The 17112-nt window shown below is 73.2% G+C and carries 16 protein-coding genes; 11 read left to right on the forward strand and 5 right to left on the reverse strand.

Annotated features, from left to right (window positions below; all coding sequences use genetic code 11):
• Window positions 1–26: 26 nt before the first annotated feature.
• A complete protein-coding gene (gene zapE / locus JS756_RS22685; RefSeq protein ID WP_205385012.1) occupies window positions 27–1136 on the reverse strand; it encodes a cell division protein ZapE in 1110 nt (369 codons plus the stop codon).
• Between the two features lie 171 nt (window positions 1137–1307).
• Between zapE and JS756_RS22690 the strand changes: the two genes are divergently transcribed.
• The 4 genes from JS756_RS22690 (at window position 1308) to msrB (ending at window position 4819) form a co-directional block, all read left to right on the forward strand.
• A complete protein-coding gene (locus JS756_RS22690) occupies window positions 1308–2114 on the forward strand; it encodes a pyrimidine reductase family protein (protein WP_205385013.1) in 807 nt (268 codons plus the stop codon).
• A 223-nt stretch (window positions 2115–2337) separates the two neighbouring features.
• Entirely contained in the window at window positions 2338–2811 is a 474-nt protein-coding gene (locus JS756_RS22695; RefSeq protein WP_205385014.1) for an indole-3-glycerol phosphate synthase, read from the forward strand.
• Between the two features lie 201 nt (window positions 2812–3012).
• Entirely contained in the window at window positions 3013–4398 is a 1386-nt protein-coding gene (gene murC, locus JS756_RS22700) for a UDP-N-acetylmuramate--L-alanine ligase (protein WP_205385015.1), read from the forward strand.
• A 13-nt stretch (window positions 4399–4411) separates the two neighbouring features.
• Window positions 4412–4819, forward strand: a complete 408-nt coding sequence (gene msrB, locus JS756_RS22705; protein WP_205385016.1) for a peptide-methionine (R)-S-oxide reductase MsrB — start codon at window positions 4412–4414, stop codon at window positions 4817–4819.
• A 508-nt stretch (window positions 4820–5327) separates the two neighbouring features.
• Here the strand turns inward: msrB and JS756_RS22710 are convergent.
• Window positions 5328–6332 (reverse strand): lysylphosphatidylglycerol synthase transmembrane domain-containing protein, encoded by a 1005-nt coding sequence (locus tag JS756_RS22710; RefSeq protein WP_205385017.1) that lies wholly within the window; start codon window positions 6330–6332, stop codon window positions 5328–5330.
• A gap of 176 nt (window positions 6333–6508) precedes the next feature.
• Between JS756_RS22710 and JS756_RS22715 the strand changes: the two genes are divergently transcribed.
• From JS756_RS22715 to JS756_RS22735, 5 genes are all read left to right on the forward strand, one after another.
• Entirely contained in the window at window positions 6509–7861 is a 1353-nt protein-coding gene (locus tag JS756_RS22715; RefSeq protein WP_307790900.1) for a PP2C family protein-serine/threonine phosphatase, read from the forward strand.
• Between the two features lie 505 nt (window positions 7862–8366).
• Complete coding sequence (locus tag JS756_RS22720) at window positions 8367–9512, forward strand: ABC transporter ATP-binding protein (RefSeq protein ID WP_205385018.1); 1146 nt, start codon at window positions 8367–8369, stop codon at window positions 9510–9512.
• Entirely contained in the window at window positions 9509–10216 is a 708-nt protein-coding gene (locus JS756_RS22725) for an ABC transporter permease (protein ID WP_205385019.1), read from the forward strand. Before JS756_RS22720 ends, JS756_RS22725 begins: the two co-directional genes overlap by 4 nt.
• Entirely contained in the window at window positions 10213–10881 is a 669-nt protein-coding gene (locus tag JS756_RS22730; RefSeq protein ID WP_205385020.1) for an ABC transporter permease, read from the forward strand. The genes JS756_RS22725 and JS756_RS22730 overlap by 4 nt, the downstream gene beginning before the upstream one ends.
• Window positions 10882–11184: 303 nt before the next feature.
• Window positions 11185–12141 carry an ABC transporter substrate-binding protein gene (locus JS756_RS22735; RefSeq protein WP_205385021.1) on the forward strand — a complete coding sequence of 319 codons (957 nt, stop codon included), beginning with the start codon at window positions 11185–11187 and terminating at the stop codon, window positions 12139–12141.
• A 382-nt stretch (window positions 12142–12523) separates the two neighbouring features.
• On the opposite strand, the gene JS756_RS22740 is transcribed toward JS756_RS22735, so the two are convergent.
• Window positions 12524–12967: a DUF6114 domain-containing protein gene (locus tag JS756_RS22740; RefSeq protein ID WP_205385022.1), complete on the reverse strand. Its 444-nt coding sequence runs from the start codon at window positions 12965–12967 to the stop codon at window positions 12524–12526.
• Between the two features lie 5 nt (window positions 12968–12972).
• Window positions 12973–13614, reverse strand: coding sequence for a DUF6230 family protein (locus JS756_RS22745; protein WP_205385023.1), 642 nt, complete (start codon window positions 13612–13614; stop codon window positions 12973–12975).
• A 446-nt stretch (window positions 13615–14060) separates the two neighbouring features.
• Between JS756_RS22745 and JS756_RS22750 the strand changes: the two genes are divergently transcribed.
• A complete protein-coding gene (locus JS756_RS22750; RefSeq protein ID WP_205385024.1) occupies window positions 14061–14714 on the forward strand; it encodes a Tat pathway signal sequence domain protein in 654 nt (217 codons plus the stop codon).
• Between the two features lie 575 nt (window positions 14715–15289).
• Here the strand turns inward: JS756_RS22750 and JS756_RS22755 are convergent.
• A complete protein-coding gene (locus JS756_RS22755) occupies window positions 15290–15976 on the reverse strand; it encodes a ScbR family autoregulator-binding transcription factor (RefSeq protein ID WP_205385025.1) in 687 nt (228 codons plus the stop codon).
• A gap of 213 nt (window positions 15977–16189) precedes the next feature.
• Here JS756_RS22755 and JS756_RS22760 point away from each other — a divergent pair, with 213 nt between their 5' ends.
• On the forward strand, window positions 16190–17056 hold the full coding sequence (locus JS756_RS22760) for a ScbA/BarX family gamma-butyrolactone biosynthesis protein (RefSeq protein ID WP_240204191.1): 867 nt from the start codon (window positions 16190–16192) through the stop codon (window positions 17054–17056).
• Window positions 17057–17112: the final 56 nt, after the last annotated feature.

Genomic DNA, 17112 nt, shown 5'->3' on the forward strand with positions numbered 1-17112 from the left:
CTCGTGGGCCTGGGTGTGGCGGTGGGTCAGCGGGTCTCGGGCTCCTCGACCAGCCGCTGGGCGTCCCGGGCGAGGGCGGTGAGCCGGGAGATCGCCCGGAAGTACTTCTTGCGGTAGCCGCCCTTCAGCATCTCCTCGCTGAAGAGCCGGTCGAAGGGCAGCCCGGAGGCCAGGATCGGCACCTCGCGGTCGTAGAGCCGGTCGGCCAGGACGACGAGCCGCAGGGCCGTCGACTGGTCGGGCACCGGCCGGACGCCGGTGAGGCAGACCGCCGCGACGCCGTCGGTGAGGGCGCCGTAGCGGCTGGGGTGGACCCTGGCCAGGTGCTCCAGCAGGTCCGGGAAGGCGTCCAGCGAGGCGCCCGGGGTGCCCTGGGCCGCTTGTGTCACCCGGTCGTCCGTGTACGGTGCCGGCGCCTCGGGCAGGCCGCGGTGCCGGTAGTCCTCGCCGTCGATGCGCTGGGCGCGGAAGTGCGCCGACAGGCCCTGGATCTCGCGCAGGAAGTCGGCGGCGGCGAACCGGCCCTCGCCGAGCTTCCCGGGCAGGGTGTTGGACGTGGCGGCGAGCGCGACGCCGTGGTCGACCAGCTTGCCCAGCAGCGTGGAGACGAGGACGGTGTCGCCCGGATCGTCCAGTTCGAACTCGTCGATGCACAGCAGCCGGTGGTCGGACAGGGTCCGCACGGTCTGCTGGAAGCCGAGGGCGCCGACGAGATTGGTCAGCTCCACGAAGGTGCCGAACGCCTTGAGCTCGGGGGCGGCCGGGGTGGCGTGCCAGAGGGAGGCCAGCAGGTGCGTCTTGCCGACGCCGTACCCGCCGTCGAGGTACACGCCGCGGGGGCCGGCCGGGGCCTTGGGCACCCGGCCGAAGCCGAAGAAGCCGCGCTTGCCGCCGCCGACGGCGTGGGCGCCGCCGAGGCCGGCAGCGAAGGTCGTAAGGACGCTCACGGCCTCGGTCTGGCTCGGCTGGTTCGGGTCCGGGATGTACGTGCTGAACCGGACCGCGTCGAACCGGGGCGGCGGCACCATCTCCGCGACCAGCCGGTCCGCGGGGACGTGCGGCTCACGGGCGCACAGGGACACGGGGGCCGCGCCGGATATCGAGGCGAGGTCGGGGGCGGGGGTGGAGGACGACACGTTTCCCCATGCTAGGGCCTCTCGGCGCGGTCCCGATGCGGCGGGCCGGTGGACCGCACCCGCCGCTCGCGCCGCGCGGCGCCGTCCTCCGGGGCCTCCGGCCCTCCCGAGGTCCCGCGCTGCCCCGGCCCCGTCCTCCGTTTCGGCCGGGGTCATGTCAGACTGCACGGCATGCGACGCCTGTTCCCTGTGAGCGACGAAACGGCGGCCCGGCCCCCGGACGGGGCGGCTCGGGCCGACGAGGGCGGACGGGAGTGGACCCTCGACGAGCTGGCCGACGCCTACGCCTACCCCGAGCAGCCGCCGGGGGAGCCCCGGCCGTGGCTGCGGGCCAACATGGTGTCCACGCTCGACGGGGCCGCGCAGCACGACGGCCGCTCGCAACCCATCTCCAGCGCCACCGACATGCGTGTCTTCGGCACGCTGCGGGCGCTGGCCGACGTGGTGGTCGTCGGCGCGGAAACGGTACGGCAGGAGGGCTACCGGCCGGCGCGCGCGCGTGCCGAGTTCGCGGCGCGGCGCGAGGCGGCCGGACAGGGGCCGGCGCCGGCGGTCGCCGTCGTCACCGCGAGCCTGGATCTGGACCTGTCGCTGCCGCTGTTCACCTCCCCCCTGGTCCCGACCCTGGTCGTGACGGGCGCCGCGGCCTCCCCGGAGCGCCGGGCGGCGGCCGAGAAGGCGGGTGCGCAGGTACTGGTCGCGGGCGACGGCGTCGGCGTGGACCCGGTCCGCGCCGTCCGTGCCCTCGCCGAGCGCGGTTGTACCCGGCTGCTGACGGAGGGCGGTCCCCGGCTGCTGGGCCAGCTGGTGGCCTCCGGAGTACTGGACGAGCTGTGCCTGACGATCTCGCCGATGCTGACCGCGGGCGGGGCCCAGCGCATCGCCGGCGGTCCCTCGGTCACCGTTCCGCACCGCTTCGCACTGATGTCCCTACTGGAGGAGGACGGGTTCCTCTTCAGCCGTTACCGCAGGTCGTGAGCATGTCGAGGGTATCGGCGGCGGTTGCCCGCGACCGCACGGGCGGCCGACGTCCCCCGTGGCCCCGACTTCGACGGAATCTTCCGTTCCGTTTTGCTGGGGCCGGGCACACTAATTCCGGCAGAACCCGTGCGATCACGGGGCAGGATGGTTTCCGCAGGGCCTGGCGCGGCCCACGCAGGACGAAGGGCCCGTCGGGCCCTCACAGGAGAAGGGGCGCCTGGTGTTCACAAGCGTTTTGATGATCGAGAAGGCGCTGACGTCCGCCGACGTGGAGTTCGTCACCACCTTGCACGGGGACGAGTCGGTCGCCTTCCACGTGCTGCTCCAGCCTCGCGGCGACCAGGCCGACCGCCTGCTGCGGGCCATCGACGACATCGCGCTCGGCGAGCTCGACGAGGCGGCACGCGAGAGCGAGACGCCGGAGGGGGAGCAGGCGCGCAGCGTGGGCGAGCAGGCGCTGGACGTGTCGCTGACCGCACTGCGGGCCGCCGGCAGCCGGGCCGAGGGCCGGCTCATCGAGAACCACCCGCTGGACGCGCTGAAGTCCCTGGTCGACGAGATCGGTGCGGACGAGGTGATCGTCCTGACCGACCCCCACTACGTGGAGGAGTTCTTCCACCGCGACTGGGCGTCGCGCGCGCGGCACAAGGTGGGGGTGCCGGTGCTGAAGCTGTTCTCCCACAGCAAGGCCTGACGGCCGGCGCCGCACCGGGGCGGGCCGCGCCGCCCGCGGGGACGGCAGCCGTCCCCGCGGGCGCGGGTCTTCGGGGAGGCCGGCCGGAGAGCGGGCCGCGGAACGGCCCACGGCACGGATCCCCGCGCAACCGTGCCGTGTGCCGTGGCCAGTAGGGTGGGGCGCTGAACGTCCGTCCCACCCAGTACGCAGGAGACACGCATGGCACCCGGTCTTCCCCCCGCCATGGAGCGACCGCACTTCATCGGCATCGGCGGCGCCGGGATGTCGGGGATCGCGAAGATCCTCGCGCAGCGCGGGGCGAAGGTCGCCGGCAGCGACGCGAAGGACTCGGCGACCGCCGAGGCGCTGCGGGCCCTGGGCGCGACCGTGCACATCGGGCACGCGGCGGAGCACCTGGCCGGCGACGCCAGCTGCGTCGTGGTGTCGTCGGCGATCCGCGGCGACAACCCGGAGCTCGCCCGTGCCGCCGAGTCGGGCATCCCCGTGGTGCACCGGTCGGACGCCCTCGCGGCGTTGATGGACGGCCTGCGCCCGATCGCGGTCGCGGGCACACACGGCAAGACGACCACGACGTCGATGCTGGCGGTGTCGCTGGGCGAGCTGGGCCTGAACCCGTCGTACGCCATCGGCGGCGACCTGGACGCGCCCGGCTCCAACGCCCTGCACGGAGACGGCGAGATCTTCGTCGCCGAGGCGGACGAGTCGGACCGCAGCTTCCACAAGTACGCCCCCGAGGTCGCGATCGTCCTCAACGTCGAGCTGGACCACCACGCCAACTACGCGTCGATGGACGAGATCTACGAGTCCTTCGAGACCTTCGCCGGCCGCATCGTGCCCGGCGGCACCCTGGTGGTCTCCGCCGACCACGACGGTGCCCGGGAGCTGACCCGGCGGGTGCGGGACGTGCGCGTGGTGACGTACGGCGAGGCACAGGACGCCGACGTGCGGGTGCTGTCCATCGTCCCGCAGGGGCTCAGGAGCGAGGTGACGGTCCTGCTGGACGGCAGGGAGATCACCTTCACGGTCTCCGTGCCCGGCCGCCACTACGCCCTCAACGCCGTCGCAGCGCTCACCGCCGCAGCCGCCCTCGGCATCCCGGCCGCGCGGATGGCGCCGGCCCTGGCTGCCTACACCGGGGTCAAGCGGCGCCTGCAACTCAAGGGCGAGGCCGGCGGCGTCCAGGTGATCGACTCCTACGCCCACCATCCCACGGAGATGACCGCCGACCTGGAGGCCATGCGCGGCGCCGCGGGCGACGCCCGGATCCTGGTCGTGTTCCAGCCGCACCTGTTCTCCCGCACCCAGGAACTGGGCAAGGAGATGGGCGAGGCGCTGGCGCTGGCCGACGCCTCCGTCGTCCTCGACATCTACCCGGCCCGCGAGGACCCGATCCCCGGTGTCACCAGCGAGCTGATCATCGACGCGGCCCGGGCCGCGGGCGCGGACGTGACCCCCGTGCACGACAAGGGCGAGGTGCCGGACACCGTCGCGGGAATGGCCGGGCCCGGTGATCTCGTTCTCACCATGGGCGCGGGCGACGTCACGGACCTCGGGCCGCGCATCCTGGACCGTCTCGCGAAGTAAGGGGTTGACCTTCATGACGTACGAGGTCGAGAAGCCGGACGAGCAGTGGCGCGCGGAACTCACCCCGGCCGAGTACGCCGTGCTCCGCCAGGCGGGCACGGAGCCCGCCTTCACCGGTGAGTACACCGACACCAAGACCGAGGGCGTGTACTCCTGCCGTGCCTGCGGTGCCGAGCTGTTCACCTCGGACACCAAGTTCGCGTCGCACTGCGGCTGGCCGTCCTTCTTCGACCCGAAGGACTCCGACGCGGTCGAACTCCTGCAGGACCGGTCGCACGGCATGGTGCGCACCGAGGTGCGCTGCGCCCGCTGCGGCTCCCATCTCGGGCACGTCTTCGAGGGCGAGGGCTACCCGACCCCGACCGACCAGCGGTACTGCATCAACTCCGTCTCGCTGCGGCTGGAGCCGCGCGAGGGCTGAGGCAACGCCTCCGGGCGGGTCGCCGCCGCGGCCCGCCCCCGGCGCCGTCCCGGCTCCGCGCGCTCACGGTCCTCCGGGCCGCACCCGCGCCCTCGGCTCGGTCCCCCCGCGCCGCCCTCGTGGCCCGCGCGCGTGCGCAGCGCCCACGGCCGGGTCCGCCGCTCCGTGCGCGCGCCGTCTTTCCGCCCCGTGCCGTCCACGCCCGTGCACCATGCCCGCGGACCCCGCCCGTGCGCCGTGTCTGCGGCCCTCGCCTCGTCTGCGCCCGTGCACCGTGCCCACGGCCCGCTCTGCTGCTTCGGGTGTTCCGGGCCGTGGCGCAGGGCGCCCGCAAGGTCACCCCCCCGACGGGCTTCCCCGGGTCCCCGGGAGCGGCACGTGGTCGGCGCCTGCTCCGCTGCGCGCCGGCCGCCGGATCCGGTGCGCCGCTCCAGCCCGGGCGGCGCACCGGCACCGGAACGGCACCGTCGCTGCCCCGGGGCGCGGGGCGAGCGGCCGTGGCGCCCGATCACAGGGCCCTGCGCTGCACCAGCACCGACAGCACCAGTGCCCCCGGCAGCAGCGGCACCCACACCGTCAGGACCCGGTAGCCGATCACCGTGGCCGTCGCCAGGGCCGTCGGCGCACCGTAGGCGACGAGACCGAACAGCAGCGCCCCATCGACCGGGCCGATGCCGCCCGGCGCGGGAACCGCGCCCACGGCGGTGCCCGCCGCCAGGAACGCGAACGTGACCTGCGACCAGGACAGCGGCAGGCCGAGCGCTGCCCCGACCGAGGCGACCACCCCGGCCTGGAGCAGCGGTGCCAGGGCCGCGCCGCCCCACAGCGCGAGGACGCGGGCGGGGCACCTGTGAAGTCGCCGCACGTCGGTCAGCGCGGTGCGCAGGAAGGAGCGGACGGGGCCGCGGAGCGGGCGGACCAGCGCCACGGCGAGGGCCGCCACGGCAGGGCACAGCACCACGCAGCCGCCCACCAGGAGCAGCGTCCCCCGGTCGGGGAGCAGGGCGCCCAGACGCAGCACGTCCGGGAAGACCAGCAGGACGGCCAGCAGTACCGGCGTCTTCGCCAGCGGCTTGACCAGGGAGTACAGGGCGAGGGAGGCGGTCGCCCGGTGCAGCGGCACGCCCTGGCGCCGCAGGAAGCGCAGGGTGACCGCATGGGCGCCGACACTCGCCGGCAGGACGTGGTCGGCGGCGCCCGCGGCGAACTGCGAGGCCAGCAGCAGGCCCGGGGGGAGCCGGTCCGGTACGGCCCCCTGCCGGACGCATGCGGCGGCCACCCAGCCCAGGCAGGTGAAACCGCCCGCGGCCGGCAGCCACGCGGGATCGGCGGAGGCCAGCCGCGCGGCGCCCGCGTGGACGGCACGCCAGTCGGCCGCCGCCCAGGCACCGATCGCCAGCAGCGGCAGCACGACCGCCGCCCCACGGGCGACCCGGACGGGGGACAACGACCAGGGGGAAGCGGGGGTGGGAGCGGGATCGGGGGCGGCCAGGTCGTCGAGGGGGACGGACACGGCGCACGTGGTCCTTCCCCGTCGGGCCCGGCGCGCACGGGCCCGACGGATGGGGGGTCGGCAGGGGACGGGGGACCCTGCCCGCCCGGCGTGACACGCCGGTGTCCGGCAGCCGACGCGACGGGGGTCGTTGACCGCCTCGTGCGCGTCGCTCCCGCTTTTGTCACCCTTTGAGGGTGTTCGGTGGCGTGCAGTGGATCCGGTCCCTGCCCAGGGCCGCCGCGGCCGGCGCCCCCCGTGGCAGGGGAACGCCTGCGGCGCCCCTCGGCGCGCTGCGGGCGATCGTGGCGGATGTCGGGACGACCCTGGACGAGGGGACGACCTGCGCGGAGCTGACCCGGACGGCCGCCGCGCGCACGGGCGGCACCGCGGCGGTGGTGCGGCGCACCGACCGCACCCGCTCCCGGTACGAGGCGATCGCCGGCGACGCCGAGCTGCTGCCCGACGTCCGCTGGGCGGCGGCGCACGCCGCCGGGCGCCCTGCGGAGCCGGCCGTGCACGCGGCACCGGACCGGACCAGCACCCCCGGCGGACGACTGTTCCGCCTGTCGCGTTCCGGCCGCCCGGACCCGTCCGCGGGCCCCGACCGGCACCGGCGTGCCGCGGACGGCGCCGCGGGGGATCCCGCGCCCGCCCGCGGGCCCTCCGCGCTCTGCGTGCCACTGGCCGTCCACGGGCACTCCTACGGTGTGCTGGTCTGCGCGCGCCCCGGCAGACCGTTCACCCGGGCGGAGGCGGAGCTGCTCGCCCTGCTGGCGCAGGAAGCCGCCGCGCACGTCCGCCACGCCCGTGAGCACGAGCGGCTCGGCCGTGTCGTCGGCGATCTGCAACGGGCCCTGCGCGCCGAGCCGGGGCGCCCGCACCCCAACCTCGACGTCGCCGTCCGCTACCTGCCCGCCGGCCGGAGCACCCTGGTCGGTGGCGACTGGTGCGAGACCGTCCGACTGCACTTCGGGCGCACCCTGCTGGTCGTGGGCGACGTCATGGGGCACGGGGTGGAGGCCGCCGTCGACATGACGGCCTACCGCACCTCGCTGCGCTCCGTCGCCGCGGCCGATCTGCCGCCGCACCGCGTGCTGCGCCAGTTGGACGACCTGGCCGCCACCGAGGCCGACCGGCGGCCGGCGACCTGCCTGCTCGCCCACGTGGACCCGGTGCGCCGTCAGGTCACCCTCGCCGGCGCCGGCCACCTGCCCCCGGTGGTGATCAGCCGGGAGGGCGGGACGGCGCTGCTGCCGCTGCCGGTCGGCCCACCCCTGGGCACCGGGCTCGGCGGCTACGAGCCGGCCACCTACGACCTCGGCCGGGACCAGACCCTGCTGCTGTTCACCGACGGTCTCGTCGAGCGCCGCGGGGAGGACATCGACGTCGGCCTGGCCCGGCTCGCCGGGATCCGTTTCCCGGACGCGACGGGTCTGGAGGACATCCTCGACACGGTCCTCGCCCGCCTGGATGCCCGTCACGCGGAGGACGACGTGGCCGTCCTCGCCGCCCGCCTGCACAACCGCCCGGCGGACGCGCGCGACTGAAACCGGCGCGGTGCGGCGGCGTTCGGCCGGGTGGAGGCGGGCATCGGGGTGTGCGCGAGGCACCGGGCCGAGGCTCGGGGGAGGAGACGGGAGGGGCCGAGGCCGCCCCGGATCAAGCGGGTTCGGCCCAGGCGCAGGCCGCATGCCCGACGGCGATGCGCGCACCGCATCGCCGTGCCGCCCCGCACGCCGCGTCGTGCCGCACCCGCATCGACGTGGCGTCCGCACCGGACGGTGTGCCGCACCCTCCCATCGGCGCGGCACGGTGGCCCGTTCGTGCAGTCGGCCGGCCAGTCGGCGCCGCCTGCGCCTCCCACCTGCGTCTCCCGGCGGGCGCCGGTGACGGCACGGATCCGTCCTTGCCTGGGGCGGGGCGCGCCCACCGCATCGGCGCTGAAGCCGTGCGAACAGCGGCGGTCTAGACTCTTCCCCCAATGGCGTCCGTGGGAGCGAAATCGTCGGTCGAACGGACGAAAGCTGCCAAACCCGAAGGACATGCGGCGTTTTGATAAGGATTGACGGAGTCACCAAGCGCTACCCGGACGGCACGGTGGCAGTCGACCGGCTCTCCCTGGACATCCCCGACGGTGCGATCACCGTCTTCGTCGGACCCTCGGGGTGCGGGAAGACGACGACGCTCCGGATGATCAACCGGATGGTCGAACCGAGCGAGGGCCGCATCCTGATCGACGGAGAGGACAGCCGCCGTCAGCCCGTCAACACCCTGCGCCGGTCGATGGGTTACGTCATCCAGAACGCCGGCCTCTTCCAGCACCGCACGATCGTCGACAACATCGCCACCGTCCCGCGCCTGCTCGGCTGGAGCAAGGAGAAGGCGCGCTCCCGCGCGCGGGAGCTGATGGAGCGGGTGGGGCTCGACGGGTCCCTCGCCAAGCGGTACCCCTATCAACTCTCCGGAGGTCAGCAGCAGCGCGTCGGAGTGGCGCGGGCGCTGGCCGCCGATCCGCCGGTGCTGCTGATGGACGAACCGTTCTCCGCCGTCGACCCGGTGGTCAGGAAAGGCCTCCAGGACGAACTGCTGCGCATCCAGGCCGAGTTGGGCAAGACCATCGTCTTCGTCACCCACGACATCGACGAGGCCGTGAAGCTCGGCACGATGGTCGCCGTGATGCGCACCGGTGGGCGGCTCGCCCAGTACGCGCCGCCCGCCGAGTTGCTGTCCGACCCGGCCGACGCCTTCGTCGAGGACTTCCTCGGCGCCGACCGCGGTATCCGCCGGTTGTCCTTCTTCCCCTCCGCGGAACTGGAACTGCTCACAGGGCCGGTCGCCGCCGCCGGCACCGGGCGGACCGCGGCCCGCGACACCGGCGACGCGCCCTACCTGCTCGTCACGGACGCGGACGGCAGGCCGCTCGGCTGGGCCGAGCCGGGCCTGCCGACCGACGGCCCCGTCGACCCCGGCCGCCTCCTGCCCTGCGGCCGGCCCTTCGTGGCCGGCCAGGACTCCCTGCGGGCCGCCCTCGACTGCGCCGTGCTGTCCCCGACCGGCTGGGCCGTCGCCGTCGACGGCAGCGGCCGGGTCGCAGGCGTCGTCTCCCAGCAGGCCATCGGCGAGGCCATCCGCGCCGCGCACGCGGGTGGCCGCTCCGACGGTGCCGACACCGGCGCCTCCGCGAAGGTCGCCGGATGAACGGCCTGTTCGACCTCCCGAGCGACCTCCAGCACAGCTACCTCGGCCTGGTCGGTCTGCATCTGCGCGAGGCGCTGATCCCCGTCCTGGCCGGCCTGCTGCTGGCGCTGCCCGTCGCCCAGCTGTGCGTCCGGCTGCGCTGGCTGTACCCGCCGGTGCTGGGGGTGACCACCGTCCTGTACGCCATCCCCTCCCTCGCCTTCTTCGTCGTCCTCATCGACTACACCGGCCAGACCGAGACGACCGTGATGATCCCGCTGGCCGTCTACAGCCTCGTGGTGTTCGTGCCCGCCATCGTCGACGGCGTCCGCTCGGTGCCGCAGGAGACACTCGACGCCGCCACCGCGATGGGCCTGGGCCCCGTACGCCGCTATCTCCAGGTCCAGTTGCCGATCGCGGCGCCCGCGATCATCGCCGGCCTGCGGGTCGCCACCGTGTCCAGCATCTCGCTCGTCAGCGTCGGCATGCTCATCGGCAACCAGGGCGCGCTCGGCAACCTGCTCTACGACGGCATGAGCTACGGCCGGCCGCGCCTGGTGTGGCTCTCCGTGATCGGTACCGCCGTCCTGGCCACCGTCGTCGACGCCCTGCTGGTCCTGCTGCGCCGGATCCTGACCCCGTGGATGCCGCGCGGGGCCCGCCGCCCGTCCGCCGGGAACCGGCCCGAACCGGCCGTCACCGCGGGGAAGGGCGCCGCCCGGTGAACGTCCTCCACTTCGTCGGCGCGTTCTTCGGCGACAGCGCCCACTGGCACGGCTACGACGGCATCCCCACGCGTCTGCTCGAACACCTCCGCTACTCGCTGATCGCGCTCGGTGTCGCCGCGGCCGTCGGACTTCCGGCGGGCCTGCTCACCGGCCACACCGGACGCGGCGGCAACGTACTGGCGTTCATCGCCACCGCCGCCCGCGCCCTGCCCAGCTTCGGACTGCTGGTCCTGATGTTCATCCTGTTCGGTTTCGGCCTGGTGCCCGTGATGATCCCGCTGGTCGTCCTCGCCGTCCCACCGATCCTGGTCACCACCTACGAGGCGATGCGCTCCGTCGACCCGTCCCCCGTGGACGCGGCCCGCGGCATGGGCATGAGCGAGGCCCGCATCCTGTTCCAGGTCGAACTCCCGGTCGCCCTCCCGGTCGTCCTCGGCGGTCTGCGGACGGCGGCGGTCCAGATCGTCTCCACCGCCACCATCGCGGCCTACGTCAGCCTGGGCGGCCTGGGCCGCTACATCATGGACGGCCTCTACCAGCACGACTACGAGAAGGTCGTCGGCGGCGCCACCCTGGTGGCGGCCCTGGCCCTCGTGACGCTCGCGCTGTTCTGGGCGGCGGGCCGCCTCACCGTGTCACCGGGGGTGCGAAGGCGGGGTTAGGGCCTCCCGCGAACCCGCCCGCGCCGACCGCACCCTCCCGCCGTGCTCCCCGTGGCTCCGTGGCCCCGTGCCTGGGCCCCGGGCCCACCTTCCGAACGCACGGAGGACGGGCCCGGGCAGGCGGACATGCCGTCAACTGCGACGAGTCTTCCGGGGTTCCGGCCCCATAACGAAGGCACGCGCCGAGCCGAATTCGCTTGACTGATCGAGAACGGGCTGGATTGGATCGATGAAGAGTGCCGTAAGCAGTTCGTTGTTCTCTGTGCGTCCTCGAATGTCGTCCTCGAAACCGGAACGGGAATCGTGACTCCTACCGCCCACCGCAACAGGCCCTTCAGGACAATCCCCGGCGTGGCGGCGGCCGCGCTGGTCGCGGCGGCGGCCCTGCTGACGGGCTGTTCGTCCGACGACACCGGTGACAACCCGCTCGACGGTGCGAAGGCGGACGGCAAGACCGTCGTCGTCGGCTCCAACAACTTCCCCGAGAGCATCCTGCTCGCCGACATCTACGGCGAGGCCCTGAAGGCCAAGGGCGTCAAGGTCACCTACAAGCCCAACATCGGCAGCCGCGAGACCACCTACGGTCTGATCAAGAACGGCTCGATCACCGTCCTGCCCGAGTACAACGGGGCGCTGCTGGCCTACCTCGACCCGAAGGCCACGCCGAAGACCACCGAGGAGACGACCTCCGCGATCACCGCGAAGCTCGACGACGCGCTGATGCTGCTGGAGCCGTCCCAGGCGCAGGACAAGGACTCCGTCACCGTCAACGCGGCGACCGCGGCGAAGTACCACCTGACCTCGGAGTCGAGCATCGGCGACCTCAAGGGCGTCGCCAAGGACCTGGTCATCGGCGGCTCGCCGGAGTTCCAGACGCGGCAGCAGGGTCTGGTCGGGCTCAAGGACGTCTACGGCCTGGAGTTCAAGTCCTTCAAGGCCCTGGACGCCGGCGGCCCGCTCACCCAGGCGGCGCTGAAGCAGAACGCCGTGCAGGTGGCGGACGTCTTCACCACCGACCCGGCGATCGCCAAGGAGAAGTACGTCGTCCTGCAGGACCCGCAGAACCTCTTCGGGTTCGAGAACGTGCAGCCGCTCGTCCACAAGGGCAGCCTCTCCCAGAAGGGCGCCGACGCGCTGAACGCCGTCTCGGCCAAGCTCGACACCAAGGCGCTGCTGGACCTCGGGGCCCAGGTGCAGTTGGAGGACAAGGACCCGCTGGACGTCGCCAGGGCCTGGCTGAAGTCGGCCGGCCTGGCCTGACGCCCTTCTCCCGGCGGCGCCCGGCCGCCGGCCGCCGCGAGGGCACACGGGTTCCCGTTCGCCTCCGCGCAGTGCCCCCGACCTTCACCCGGCCCCGTCGCCGCCCGCGCCCCCGCTCGGGCGGCGACGGGGCCGGTCCTCGTCCGGCGCCCTGCTGCTCGGCGGGTGGCACGGACTCGGCTCCCCGGGTCCGGCGGTTTCCCCAGCCCGACGATTCGCGCCTCACGGCGGTTCGCCCGGCCCGGTGGCCGCGGCCGGTCCGGTGGCCGCGGCCGGTCCGCGCGGCTGCCGTCCCGGTGCACCGGCCGGGCCCGAGGGCGGACCCGATGATCCGCGCCGGCTCACAGGACACGGGCCGGGCGGGCCGGAGGCCGGACGCGGCTCAGGTGGCCTCGCCGGCCCCGGCGGCCGGAGCGGCGGCCGTACGGAGCTCGGCCTTCCGGGGGCGGCGCCGGCGCGGTTCCTGGTCCGGCAGCCAGCCGAAGGCCAGGCAGCTGCCGGTAGCGCCGAGGAGGAGTCCGAGGAAGAAGCCTCCCAGGTTGGAGGTGAGCCACGTGCCCAGGGAGAGCAGGACACCGGTGAGGGAGTAGAAGAGACGCTGCGCGGGATTGAACAGGATCAGCAGGCCGAGCAGCACCATCAGGGTGGGCAGCAGGTAGCCGGCCAGCCCCTGCATCCCGATGTGCAGGACGACCTTCAATGACGCCTGCTCCGTGAGCAGGATCTCGCCGCCGCCCAGGGCGAGCAGCAGCCCGCCCCAGAACGGTCGCCGGTACCGCCAGCGGCGGAAGGCCGCCCGCGGTCCCGTCCGCGTGCGTTCCGTCATGCGGTTCAGCAACCCTGTCCGCTGAAGCGGAGCTTCAGGCCGGGCAGCCGGAACACCCCTGCGGTGGTGGCGTAGTTGGTCTGCCGCAGGTCGGCGATGTGCACGGTGTCCGCCTGCTGGCTGAAGACGCCGATCGGCCCCTTCACCCCGGCCTTGGTCAGGGTGCTGGCATCGTTGCCGATCTCGATGCCGTCGAAGTCGGCGTTGCCCGTCAGCTCGGTGGAGTCGGTGGTCAGATCGGTCGCGGTCACCTTCTCCTTGCCGTCTCCCGCCGTGATGAGCAGGTTCACGCCGCCCAGGTCGACGCTCTGGCAGAGTTTCGTGAGCGTGGCGTTCTTGATCGCGGAGGTGACGACCAGGACCTGGCCGCCGGTGTCACCGGCGTTGGGGCTGCCCTCCGCCATGTTGTCCAGTGCCCCGAACTGCTCGAAGCCCGTTCCGTCGAGGTCGGTGGCGGTGACGGTGAAGGGCATCCCGGAGATCGCGAACTGCACGCCCAGCGCGCCCTGCGCGGTGAGCACCGCGAGACCGGCGGCGGCAAGGGTGGCCGGCACCGCGAGCACGGCGGCGCGGCGCAGCCGGACCCTGCCGCGTCTGTCGTTCCCCTCCGGCTCCTCCGGGGCGTTCGTCGTGGAATCGCTTTCCATGTCTGCTCCCGTCGGCGTGGTCGATGCGGGGTGGTCGGATTCGTCTGCGCGTCGTCCTGGCGCGGACGGCGACTGCCGTGCACACGCCCCGCGCCATGGTGCGGCAACAAGGGCTTTCTCGGGTGCACGGTAGCGACCCATCGGAAGTTACCGATGGTTACAGTGAAGGGTCAAGGGTGTTGCCGGTCGTGCCTGGCGCCGAGCAACTTGCCTTCCAGACCTTGACGTTGACGGTTCATCAGGTCTACAACTCTGCTCATTCGACCCGGATCCGTGGCGCCGGATCCGCCGCGCCCGTTCTGTTGCGCGGCAGGTCGCCGCACATCGCCGGAACAAGCACTTTCCCGCTTGTCCGAAGGCGCCCCACGCCCTTCGGCCGGCTGCCGCACATCCCTTGCGCGTCGCCCTCGTCCATCACCCCCACTCCGCCGAGAAGAGGCACCCGCATGCGCACTCGCAATCTGCTGGCCCTGGCCGGAGCCGTCGTCGCCCTGGCGCTCCCCGCCGTGGCCCCGGCCTCCGCCGCCGACGTCCCCGTCCTGACCACCGGCGGCGCGGGCGGCACGCCGGTCGCCGCCGGTGACGTCCTGACCGCCTCCCTGGCGAGCGGCACCACCGCCACGTTCTACTCCAGCGCCGGGGGCACCAGTGGTGTGTCCTGCACGTCCTCGCAGTTCACCGCCACCGTCACCGACAACCCCACCGCACCCGGCACGGCGACCGAGTCCCTGACCGCCCACACCTTCGACCAGGCCAGTTGCACCAGCAATGTCCTCGGTGTCCTCGGTGTCACCGGCATCACGGTCGACCAGCTGCCCTACGCCACCACGGTGACCTCGGCCGGCGAGGTCACCGTGACGCCCTCGGCGGGCAGCGCCGTCCAGACCACGGTCAAGCTGCGTACCCTGCTCGGCACGGTCACCTGCGTCTACCGGGCGGCCGGTCTGTCGGGTGTCGCCGGCAACGCCGACAACTCGATCGCCTTCACCGACCAGCACTTCACCAAGGCGTCCGGATCGTCCCTGTGCTTCGCCAACGGCTACTTCACCGCCACCTACGCCCCGGTCACCGACGCGGGCGCGCCGGTCCACGTCAACTGACGTCGGCATCACACCGGTTCGGCGGCCGGTACGGCCATCGAACCCGGACGGTCCCGGTGAACGCGCACATCGCGGCGGCGCCCGGCAGGGAGGCGGGGTCGCGATGCCGTGCGGCGCCGGGTGCCGCGGTGCGGTGCCGCCGCGGTGCCCGGCGCCGTCCGCGCCGACGGCCGGGCCGGGCACCCGCTGCTCCGTTCCGGTGCGCGGTGTGTCCGCCGCAGTACGGTCTGCCGTTCCCCGTGCCCCCGAACGGCAGGCCGTACGGCATGTCCGGCCGGTGTGCCGAGGGTGGGTCGCCGGGTCGGATCGAGGGTTTCCTCTGTATCCCCGAGCCCCGCGCCATGCCTATCGTTCCTCCACGGCCGACCCACGGGTAACATCGCGCGTCCACCGTCACCCCGTACCGGGGTGGCCGGGCGCGGCGCAGCACCTCGCGCACGACCCGGGCCGCAGGACGGGCCAGTGCCCGTCGAAGCCCGCCGCGGGCCGACTCGCCCGCGGCGGAGGGTCCTCGTACGGGCGGGACGGCCGGTGTGGATGGGCACCGGTCGTCCCGCCGCGCGTTCTCCGCGGCGTCACTCCACCCCGGCGGGCATCTGTTCCACGGCCACCAGGGCCTCCTCCGCCTCGCGGACCTCCTTCAGTACGCGTGCGCCCCGGTCCGCCGCACTGTCCAGGCCCGGCAGCAGGCCGGGCACGGCGATGCTCGGCAGCAGATGCGCCCACAGCACCGCGAGCCGGTCGCCGAGGTCGGCGCGGTCGGTCAGTGCCCGCGACATCAGCTGGATGCCGGTGAACGATCCGACCAGCAGCTCGACCGTTTCGCCCGGCCGTACCGTGGGCAGCAGTTCGCCCTGGTCGGCGGCCTGCTCCAGCAGGGTCGTGAGCCGCTCTGCCCACTGCCGGAACGGCTCCCCGCGGTCCACCCCCGACGGTGTCTCCTGATCCACGGCCAGTCGTACGCCGCCGCGCAGCAGCGCGTTGGTGCGCAGCCGCTGCCCGACCGCGTAGGTCATGTCGATGATCTCCTGCACCTTGCAGCCGCGCGGTGGGACGGTCCCGAAGAGGACCTGCTCGGCGAGGACGGCCCGGGCGAGCGACTCCTTGGAAGGGAAGTGGAAGTACAGAGCACCCTTGGTGACTTCGGCTCGCTCCAGCACCATCGCGATGGTGGTGGACGCGTAGCCGTGCTCGTCGAAGACCGCGCCGGCCGCCTCCAGAATCAATCGGCGCGTTCTGATGGCGCGTTCCTGTCTTGCCATGAAAGCCCCTCCGCGGGCGCCGCAGTTGAACGACCCGTACGATCTTACGGAACGCCCCGATCAGTGGGCGTCACGGACTGATCTCGTTGAAAACAAACCGGTCACCTCGTACCGTAGTGCTCAGCGGCGTGGACGCCCCGCCGTCCGCCCGGCTTCCGGGGGACCGTAGGGAGAGAGATGCCTCAACCGCGGCGGCTTGCCGAGACCCTGTCCATGACGGCAACCGTTCCCCGTCAGCTCGTCCACCGCGCGGCGGTCGCGGAGACGCTGCTCACCGGTTGGCGACGCCTGGCGGAGAACCGGTTCACGGTGTCGGCCCAGTGGCCCCGCTCCCACGCTCTGCACGTCTCGCCGGACTGGTCGTCGTACGACCCGCTGCTGGTCGTGGAGACGGTCCGGCAGAGCGGCACACTGCTCTCGCATGCCGAGTACGACGTGCCGATGGGGCACCGGTTCGTACTCGACTCCTTCGACGTGACGACCTCTTGGAAGCACCTCGCGGTCGGGCCCCTGCCGGCCGAACTCGACGTGGAGGTCGCCTTCACGGACGTGCAGTACCGCGGCCCGCGGCCCGCGTCCGCCCGCTACACGGCCCACGTCCTGCGCTCCGGTGACCGCGTCGCGACCGCGCACGTCGCTTTCACCTGCATGAGTGACGCCGTCTACCGGCGGCTGAGGGCCGGCCGCACCTCGGAGACCGTCCTGGCCCTGCCGGTGCCGACCGGGCTGCCCCCGGCCGCCGTCGGCCGGGCGCTGCCCGCCGATGTCGTCCTCGCTCCCAGCGACCGCGACGGGCGATGGCGCCTCCGAGTAAATACCGCACACCCCGTTTTCTTCGACCATCCTCTGGATCACGTTCCCGGCATGCTCCTGCTGGAGGCGGCCCGTCAGGCGGTCACCGTCCACACTGTGGGACGACGCACCCCGGTGTCGTACGAGGCCCGCTTCCATCAGTACGCTGAACTGGACGAACCCGCCTGGATACAGGTCGTGGAACAGGATCTGACGGGAATTCGGGTCGTCGGGCTCCAAGGCGGAACGTCTCTCTTCGACTGCCGGGTCGGAACGGCTGAGTGGTGAGATATCGTGTACAGGGAGTCATAAACAAACGGCATGACCCGTTCTTTCCTGTCGTA

Source organism: Streptomyces actuosus, from assembly GCF_016921115.1.
GTDB lineage: Bacteria > Actinomycetota > Actinomycetes > Streptomycetales > Streptomycetaceae > Streptomyces > Streptomyces actuosus_A.

Excerpts from the sequence above, each read along its gene's own strand:
- JS756_RS22690 (WP_205385013.1), top strand. The coding sequence starts at position 1,308 with ATGCGACGCCTGTTCCCTGTGAGCGACGAAACGGCGGCCCGGCCCCCG.
- murC (WP_205385015.1), top strand. The coding sequence starts at position 3,013 with ATGGCACCCGGTCTTCCCCCCGCCATGGAGCGACCGCACTTCATCGGC.
- msrB (WP_205385016.1), top strand. The coding sequence starts at position 4,412 with ATGACGTACGAGGTCGAGAAGCCGGACGAGCAGTGGCGCGCGGAACTC.
- JS756_RS22725 (WP_205385019.1), top strand. The coding sequence starts at position 9,509 with ATGAACGGCCTGTTCGACCTCCCGAGCGACCTCCAGCACAGCTACCTC.
- JS756_RS22740 (WP_205385022.1), bottom strand. The coding sequence starts at position 12,967 with ATGACGGAACGCACGCGGACGGGACCGCGGGCGGCCTTCCGCCGCTGG.
- JS756_RS22745 (WP_205385023.1), bottom strand. The coding sequence starts at position 13,614 with ATGGAAAGCGATTCCACGACGAACGCCCCGGAGGAGCCGGAGGGGAAC.
- JS756_RS22750 (WP_205385024.1), top strand. The coding sequence starts at position 14,061 with ATGCGCACTCGCAATCTGCTGGCCCTGGCCGGAGCCGTCGTCGCCCTG.
- JS756_RS22755 (WP_205385025.1), bottom strand. The coding sequence starts at position 15,976 with ATGGCAAGACAGGAACGCGCCATCAGAACGCGCCGATTGATTCTGGAG.
- JS756_RS22760 (WP_240204191.1), top strand. The coding sequence starts at position 16,190 with ATGACGGCAACCGTTCCCCGTCAGCTCGTCCACCGCGCGGCGGTCGCG.